Origin of the sequence: Pseudomonas sp. MIACH (genome assembly GCF_001269925.1) — a bacterium.
Lineage (GTDB): Bacteria > Pseudomonadota > Gammaproteobacteria > Pseudomonadales > Pseudomonadaceae > Aquipseudomonas.
The window spans coordinates 73392-81415 of the sequence record NZ_LHVO01000018.1 but is presented as its reverse complement, the minus strand read 5'-3'; the positions used below and the strand labels follow the sequence as shown (position 1 = coordinate 81415).

Below are 8024 nucleotides of genomic sequence, written 5' to 3'. Positions count from 1 at the left end.
ACAATTTAAAGAAAGAAATCCATACGGAAATAAACCGGCGCTTCACGTTCAGTGATCGGCCCCGGGCGTTCCAAAGAGTGTGCAAAGGTCACCGTGGCGGCGACGTTCTGGCCACGCGCGAACAACTCCACGGAGTTGCTGCTCATGCGTCCGTGCTGTTCGGCGTTGTAGCGGCCATGGCTGATCACGCCTTGGTCGTAGCCGAGGCTGGTGCCGTATTCATTGAACACCGGCTGCAACCACGCGATGGTCACCGGGCGGCTCCAGCGCAGGTCGTTGCGCCAGTAGCCGCCGCTGTCGCCGGCCAGGCTTTGATCCTTGTAACCGCGAATCGACGACTGCCCGCCCAGGCTCATGCGCTGTGGGCTGAACAGCACGTCTTCGCTGCGCTGGCCGGTCATCAGGCTGCTGAAACTGAACGACTCGCCCCACAGTTTGAACGGGTACAGGTAGCTAAGGGTCGCGGTGTATTTGCGATAGCGCGCATCGGCCTGGCCGGGGCGCGGATTGTGATTGGCCTGGGCGTCGAACGCGCCAATGCCGTCCTGCATGCCCAGGTCGATGTTGAGGAATGAGCCACCGATACGTCGACCATGGTTGATGCCGAACTGGGCTTCGCTGAGGCGGTTGCTGCTCAACGCGAGCTTGCTGTCTTCGATGAAGTTGTTGGTGCGCAGGTAGGCTAGGCCGGTGCTGAGGGAGGTTTTGCTCAGGGCGTCGCGGTGAATCACGCGCTCCAGGCGCAACTGGTGGCTCTGACTGTCTCCGGACTGTTTGAAGTTGAAATTATTAGCCTGGGCCAGCGAGCGGTATTCGGTTTCGCTGTAGCTGTAATTGAGGTTCCACCAGCCGAATGGCAGGCTGTAATTGAGCATCGAGTTGCGCGAGGTTTTTTGGTGATCGCTGACCGCATCGTGGCCGCCACGCAGCGAGAGTTGGTCGGCCAGGCCCAGCGGATTGTCCCAATCCAGGCTGGCGCCCCATTGCTGTTCACCGGTGCTGCGCTGGCCGCCGTTGTGACGTGACAGACCGACGCGCCAGGGTTTCTGCGGGGTGTTTTTGACCAGCACGTCGCTGCCGCCCACTTCTTTGCCGGGCGCCAATTCCATCTGCGCCTGGTTGGACGGCAGACGGTTCAGTTGGTCGACCATCTGTTCGATTTCGCGCAGATTGAGCAACTCGCCCGATTTGCCCGGAAAGCTCATGGCCAATTGTCGATCGGTAATGCCGCTGCCCTCAGCGCCCTTCAAATGTTCCAGCTTGCCCTCGACGACTTGGATTTTGAGGACGCCAGTGGAGAGGTCTTGTTGTGGCAAGTACGCGCGGCTGGTCACCAAACCTTTGGCCAGGTAGCGATCAGTGATGACCTTGAGGACTTCGTTGAGCTGGGGCACGCCAAGGCATTGGCCGATGTAGGGCTTGATCAGGCCAGCGCGTTCGCTTTCAGATAGCGCGTCGGCGCCAGACAATTCGATGGTCTTGATCGCAAAGCAACGGGTGTCAACGGGAGCTGACGGCGTTGCTGGGGCTGGGGCTTTACCGGGTAAATCCTTTAGCTCTTCGAGGCGACGCTGCTGCTCTTCCAGCAAACGGTCCTGGCGGTCACGAATCAGGTCGGTGATACCCGGAGTGTTCTGCGGGGTAGCTGCATGAGCCAGGCCGGCAGTGCCAAGGCAAAAAAAAGCTGAAAGCAGGCCGAGCCTGGCTCGGCGTACCAAACGCCACATTAATAGATCCCTCTACATGGCACAGCGCCATCAATGGGCGGCGATGATAGGGTGGCAATATAGTGGCGTCAATTAAATGTACAGATTTGTTTCATGGAGGATACAGAGGGTTGAGGTTCATGCTCGGGCGTTAGGGAGAAATAGGTGTAACCCTATTTCAGGACTAAACAAGCTCAAACGGGTGCTTTGATCAGGCCAGTTTGGCGCCGCCAACAAACCCGAGGAAAACTAAAATCACATCGGCGGTGAAGAGCGCCTTGTAATTAGGAAGGTTCTTGACTTCATCCAAGGCCAGCTCAGCAATATCTGGACTAAACGTCGCGTGGAAGCCATTCGGTACAATGGCTAAGAAGGACAAGACGCCAAATAGCACCCAAAGGGATGCTGACTCAAAAGAGTACTCATTTTTACGCAATCTCAGGACGGCAAAGCTGATCAGGACAGCGACGAAAACCAGCCAAATATGATCAATAGCGCCACTCACCACGGCGACAATAAAGTTAAGTTCCAAGACTGCGGGCTCCTGCCATTATCGATGAAGTCACAATGACATCACAACGCAGCCGGTAAAAACAACCATGCCCGCATTAAAAGGTGCCAAATATCGGGTATTCAGCACCTGGAAGACTGCCTCGACAGCGCGAGCCGTTCGGACCGGATCCATCCAGAAAACCGTTGAGCGTCAGCTGCGAGGCAAGAGCGTGTGCGGCGCGACCCCGAAAGCCTTGCGAAAAGCATGGCTGAAGTGGGAGAAATCGGAAAATCCGAAGTCCAGTGCGGCTTGGGAAACGCTACGCACCTGACCGCACTCGATAGCCGCTCGACTTGCATTGAGCCGTTCTCTCCAGATCTCCGCGACCGGGCTTTTCTGATGGCGGGCGAATGCACGGGTCACCGTGCGTGTGGACACGTGGTGAGCTTGGGCGAGCAGTTCGATCGACAGCTCCCGTTCGGTCAGATGGCACTGGATGTAGGTCATCATCCGCGCGTACAGATCCAACTCCTGATGGGTCGTCTTCAGTTCCTGAAGTTCCAGACTGATCACCAGCAGGTCGAGAATGGTGCTGGAGTATCGGCTGCAAATCCCTTCATCTTGCACAAGTGCGGGTGTGCTGGCCGTATGGCGCAGCATCTCGCGCAACGGGACCACGCCAGGGCGGCGATCATCCAGCACCATTGCGGTGCATTCAGCAACACGTGGAAGGCGTTGCGTCAGCAACTGTCGAGGGATGCGGACCAGATGGTTTTCAGTGCCCCCCAGGCTGAATCGAAACGGCCGGGTTGCGTCATAAAGGAACAAATTGCCGGGTCCCAGTGTGGATTTACGCCCCCCTTGCTCAAGTTCGCCATACCCATTGAGCGTAAAGCCCAACCATAAATCTTCTGCCGGACCCGTGCGCAAATGTCGCTCGGAACGCACCCAGTGGTGCAGCGGGGACGACAGTTTGGAGATATCCAGCATGCCCACGCCGGTGACCTCCAGCGTTCCGTTGAAATCGCTCTGGGACGAGGGTTTGCTGTCGGCCACAAGGCAGTGGCGACACACCACTTCCTTCCAGTATTCGAAGCGACGCGGTTGCGAAACGGCAAGGGTGGAATATTGATTGTTCTGAGCCATGGCACTCACCTTAATGCAACGACTTGAAGCAGCGACACGCTGTCAGTCGAGCTGAGCAAGCAAAATCCAGACCATCGCCACGCACACTTATCACCCTCATTGGGCACTCCTGTTCAGGCAACCGGTGGCTGTCTTTTCCAACCAAACGATTGGCCTTGCGAACAAAGCGGCGTTGCACACGCCTGCCTAACGTTTACCTCACGGCCTTTGCAGCCCACTCAGCCTGAACCTAAAAAAACAAGGAGCCTCCCATGGAATCTGCGATCGACAAACACCTCAAGTGCCCACGGACGTTGTCCCGCCGTGTGCCCGAAGACTACCAGCCGCCCTTCCCGATGTGGGTCGGACGCGCCGACGAACACTTGAAACAGGTGGTGATGGCCTACCTGGGTGTGCAGTTTCGCGGTGAGGCGCACCGTGAACGCGCCCTGCAGGCGATGCGAGACATGGTCGCCAGCTTCAGCCTGCCCGACGGCCCGCTGACCCACGATTTGACCCATCACACGGACAACAGCGGCTACGACAATCTGATGATCGTCGGCTACTGGAAGGACCCGGCAGCCTACTGCCGCTGGCTGCGATCACCGCAAGTGAATGAGTGGTGGACGTCGCCGGAGCGCCTCAACGAAGGCCTGGGTTACTTTCGGGAAATCACCGCCCCGCGCGCCGAGCAATTCGAAACCTTGTACGCGTTCCAGGAACAGCTGCCGGGCGTCGGCGCGATCATGGACAAGACCAGTGGCGAGATCGAAGAGCATGGCTACTGGGGCTCGATGCGCGATCGCTTCCCCGCGTCCCAGACCGACTGGATGAACCCCAACGGCGAGTTGCAAGTGGTGCAAGGCGACCCCGCCAAAGGTGGGCGTGTCGTGGTCGTGGGCCACGACCATATCGCGCTGATCCGCTCCGGTCAGGATTGGGCGGATGCCGAGGCTGACGAACGCTCGCTGTACCTCGATGAAATCCTGCCGACGCTGCAGGACGGCATGGATTTCCTGCGGGATAACGGCGCGCCCCTGGGCTGCTACAGCAATCGCTTCGTGCGCAATATCGACCTCGACGGCAACTTCCTCGACATGAGCTACAACATCGGTCACTGGCGTTCCGTCGAGAAACTGGAACGCTGGGCAGAATCCCACCCCACCCACCTGCGAATCTTCGTCACGTTCTTCCGCGTGGCTGCAGGCCTGGTGAAGTTGCGGCTGTACCACGAAGTGTCGGTCTCGGACGCCAAGAGCCAGATGTTCGAATACATCAACTGCCACCCGCAGACCGGCATGTTGCGTGATGCAGTCGTCGCGCAGGGCTGACAGCCGCCGCCGACCAGTCCGTCTCCCCCCCGTTTAATGTTTGGCCCCTTCTCTCTAGCGCATGGGGTTGGGGCCACTTTTTGCCAGGAATTCGATCATGAAATTGAGTCGCATCGTGCTCGTGTTGGGAATGCTGCCGTTTGTCAAAAGCCACGCCATTGAGGTCGCACCAGGAGATTTCGAACCGCTGCCCGCAGGCGCCAATGCCCTGCTGTTTTACTACCAGCACGTCGAGCGGTCGGACCTTTATCAGAACGGGCACAGAACCTCCGACAACGCCAAGCTGAGCTCGGATGTAGGCATCCTTCGTTACATCCACGCCATCGGCCTGGCGGACAATCTCGTCTGGGAGCCACAGATCCTGCTGCCGTTCGGCTACATGAACGCCTCGGGAGACGTCGGGGCACTGGGTGATACCCACGGTGTCGGCGACCCGATCCTCACCGCCCCGCTGAAATGGACATTGCCGACGGCCAACAAAGATGTGTTCGCGCTGGCCCCCTATCTGTACATCCCTGTCGGCAGCTACGACAAACATGACGCCCTGAACCTGGGTGAGAACCGCTGGCGCGCGACGTTACAAGCGGCCTACATCCACCACTTCTCAGCCCAATGGGCGTTGGACACCGTCGCGGATGTGTCCTGGGTATCCGCCAATCACGACTATGGCGCGAACAGCGCGAAACTTGAAGAAAACGCTCGATACGAATATCAGACCGCGCTGCGCTACAACTGGACGCCAAGCACCACCTTTGCGGTCGGCGCCGGCTACATCACGGGCGCGGCGACAAGCGTCGACGGTGTCGATCAACACGACGGTCTTTCAACCTCCTACGGGCGCTTTACCGTCACTCACTTCGTTGATCCGACCCTGCAGATACAGGCCCAGCTAGGCCGGGATATCGAGGTCGAGCAAGGGTTCAAGGAAGGTGCACGGCTGAACCTGCGCATCTTGAAAGTGTTCTGAGCGGGCCGCCGTCCTCCGGTGTCTTTTTCAGCCAAGCGAGTGTCCTGCTCAACCAAGCAACTCGCGCCAAAGCTGCCTAATTTGTTCTCCATTGCCACCCGTAATGATCGGGTCTCGCAGGCTCGGGAAGACCTTGAACAACCCCGCGCCTGCGTGCCGATCATCGATGATATCAAGGAAAGTCATGGCCATTATTCGACCCACGCTGGATCAACTGCTGGGCATCGCATCCCAGTTGAACATGCAACTGACGGCCGAGCAGGCAGCGCTCTACCTGGAGCTGATGCAACCGAGCTTCGATGCCTACGACCTGGTCGACGAGCTGCCTGATTTCGTGCCGCCAATACGCTACGAGCGCAGTTCCGGCTACCGTCCCTCGGACAAGGAAAACCCGTTGAACGCCTGGTACTACAGGGCTGAAGTGAACGGTGCCCGCGAGGGCATACTGGCGGGCAAAACCGTCGCGCTGAAAGACAACATCGCCTTGGCGGGCGTGCCGATGATGAACGGCGCCGCACCGCTGGCCGGTTTCGTGCCGTCCTTCGACGCCACCGTCGTGACGCGCTTGCTGGATGCCGGGGCGACTATCCTGGGCAAGGCCACCTGTGAACACTACTGTTTGTCCGGCGGCAGCCACACCTCTGATCCAGCCCCCGTGCACAACCCCCATCGTCACGGTTATGCCGCCGGCGGCTCGTCCTCGGGCAGTGCGGCATTGGTCGCGGCCGGTGAAGTGGACATCGCCGTGGGGGGCGACCAAGGCGGGTCGATCCGCATCCCGTCGTCTTTCTGCGGCATCTACGGCATGAAGCCGACTCACGGCCTGGTGCCCTACTCCGGGATCATGGCGATTGAAGCCACGATCGACCATGCCGGCCCGATTACCGCGAACGTGCGCGACAACGCGCTGATGCTGCAAGCCATGGCCGGTGCTGATGGGCTGGACCCACGCCAGGCGTCGCCGCAGGTCGACGACTATTGCGCCTACCTGGCAAGGGGCGTGAAAGGCCTCAGGATCGGCGTACTGCAAGAGGGGTTCGCGCTTGCCAACCAGGATCCGCGGGTCGCTGACAAGGTGCATGACGCCATCGCCCGTCTAGCGGCGTTGGGCGCGCATGTGGAGTCGGTATCCGTTCCCGAACATAGCCTGGCGGGATCGTTGTGGCACCCCATCGGTTGCGAAGGTTTGACCATGCAGATGATGCATGGCAACGGCGCGGGCTTTAACTGGAAAGGCCTCTACGATGTCGGCTTGCTGGACAAACAGGCCGGCTGGCGCGAGCAAGCCGACCAATTATCCGCCTCGCTCAAGCTCTGCATGTTCGTCGGCCAGTTCGGCCTCACGCACTACAACGGGCGCTATTACGCCAAGGCCCAGAACCTCGCGCGCTTTGCCCGCCAGGGCTATGACAAGGCGCTGCAGGCCTATGACCTGCTGGTGATGCCGACCACACCGATCATCGCCCAACCCCACCCTCCTGCGGATTGCTCGATCACCGAATACGTGGCGCGAGCCCTCGAAATGATCGGCAATACCGCGCCGCAGGACATCACCGGGCATCCCGCCATGTCGATTCCATGCGGCCTGGTAGACGGCCTGCCGGTCGGGCTGATGCTGGTCGCGAAACACTACGCCGAAGGCACGATTTACCAGGCAGCGGCGGCGTTTGAAGCCTCTGTGGACTGGCGCACGCTCTGAGCCTTTCAACGGCTTCGCTACTGGCTGAAGAACAATAAGAAACTCAATCACCACACAACCGCGTTGACTGATAGGAGTTACCCCATGAGTACATCCATTCCCGCAGCGACCCCTTCAACGCCCGGCGAAAGAGCCTGGGCACTGTTCCAAGTGCTCAAGAGCAAGGAGCTCATCCCGGAGGGCTATGTCGAGCAGCTCACGCAATTGATGGAGCACGGCTGGAGCCCGGAAAACGGCGCCCGCGTGGTTGCCAAGGCCTGGGTCGACCCGCAGTTCCGCGCGCTGTTGCTCAATGACGCAACCGCCGCGTGTGCGCAGTTCGGGTATACCGGCCCCCAGGGTGAATACATTGTCGCGCTCGAAGACACGCCGGTGCTGAAGAACGTGATCGTCTGCAGCCTCTGCTCGTGCACGAACTGGCCGGTCCTCGGCCTGCCGCCTGAGTGGTACAAGGGCTTTGAGTTTCGTGCACGCCTGGTCCGGGAGGGACGCACCGTACTGCGCGAACTCGGCACGGAGTTGCCCAGCGACATGGTGGTCAAGGTCTGGGATACCAGCGCCGAAAGCCGCTACCTGGTATTGCCGGTAAAGCCTGAAGGCAGTGAACACATGACCGAAGAGCAGCTGCAAAAGCTCGTCACCAAAGACGTGCTGATCGGCGTCGCCCTGCCCAGCGTTGGCTGAGAACACCCCCTCATCATCG

General features: G+C 59.6%; 7 protein-coding genes. 4 read left to right on the top strand and 3 right to left on the bottom strand.

From position 1 onward, the window contains the following. Positions 1 to 5: 5 nt before the first annotated feature. The 3 genes from AD670_RS06810 to AD670_RS06800 form a co-directional block, all read right to left on the bottom strand. Positions 6 to 1727, bottom strand: a complete 1722-nt coding sequence (locus tag AD670_RS06810) for a ShlB/FhaC/HecB family hemolysin secretion/activation protein (protein ID WP_053129628.1) — start codon at positions 1725 to 1727, stop codon at positions 6 to 8. A gap of 190 nt (positions 1728 to 1917) precedes the next feature. Continuing rightward, on the bottom strand, positions 1918 to 2238 hold the full coding sequence (locus AD670_RS06805) for a hypothetical protein (protein WP_053129625.1): 321 nt from the start codon (positions 2236 to 2238) through the stop codon (positions 1918 to 1920). A gap of 171 nt (positions 2239 to 2409) precedes the next feature. After that, positions 2410 to 3345 (bottom strand): helix-turn-helix domain-containing protein, encoded by a 936-nt coding sequence (locus AD670_RS06800; RefSeq protein WP_053129622.1) that lies wholly within the window; start codon positions 3343 to 3345, stop codon positions 2410 to 2412. A gap of 251 nt (positions 3346 to 3596) precedes the next feature. Between AD670_RS06800 and AD670_RS06795 the strand changes: the two genes are divergently transcribed. The 4 genes from AD670_RS06795 to nthA all read left to right on the top strand — a co-directional run bounded on the left by AD670_RS06795 (position 3597) and on the right by nthA (position 8005). Beyond that, on the top strand, positions 3597 to 4655 hold the full coding sequence (locus AD670_RS06795) for a phenylacetaldoxime dehydratase family protein (protein ID WP_053129619.1): 1059 nt from the start codon (positions 3597 to 3599) through the stop codon (positions 4653 to 4655). A 97-nt stretch (positions 4656 to 4752) separates the two neighbouring features. After that, entirely contained in the window at positions 4753 to 5622 is an 870-nt protein-coding gene (locus tag AD670_RS06790; RefSeq protein WP_053129616.1) for a transporter, read from the top strand. 184 nt (positions 5623 to 5806) lie between these two features. Beyond that, positions 5807 to 7321, top strand: a complete 1515-nt coding sequence (locus AD670_RS06785) for an amidase (RefSeq protein ID WP_053129614.1) — start codon at positions 5807 to 5809, stop codon at positions 7319 to 7321. A gap of 84 nt (positions 7322 to 7405) precedes the next feature. Then, positions 7406 to 8005, top strand: a complete 600-nt coding sequence (gene nthA / locus AD670_RS06780; protein WP_053129612.1) for a nitrile hydratase subunit alpha — start codon at positions 7406 to 7408, stop codon at positions 8003 to 8005. The last annotated feature ends 19 nt before the right edge of the window (positions 8006 to 8024 follow it).

Excerpts from the sequence above, each read along its gene's own strand:
- AD670_RS06810 (WP_053129628.1), bottom strand. The coding sequence starts at position 1,727 with ATGTGGCGTTTGGTACGCCGAGCCAGGCTCGGCCTGCTTTCAGCTTTT.
- AD670_RS06800 (WP_053129622.1), bottom strand. The coding sequence starts at position 3,345 with ATGGCTCAGAACAATCAATATTCCACCCTTGCCGTTTCGCAACCGCGT.
- AD670_RS06795 (WP_053129619.1), top strand. The coding sequence starts at position 3,597 with ATGGAATCTGCGATCGACAAACACCTCAAGTGCCCACGGACGTTGTCC.
- AD670_RS06790 (WP_053129616.1), top strand. The coding sequence starts at position 4,753 with ATGAAATTGAGTCGCATCGTGCTCGTGTTGGGAATGCTGCCGTTTGTC.
- AD670_RS06785 (WP_053129614.1), top strand. The coding sequence starts at position 5,807 with ATGGCCATTATTCGACCCACGCTGGATCAACTGCTGGGCATCGCATCC.
- nthA (WP_053129612.1), top strand. The coding sequence starts at position 7,406 with ATGAGTACATCCATTCCCGCAGCGACCCCTTCAACGCCCGGCGAAAGA.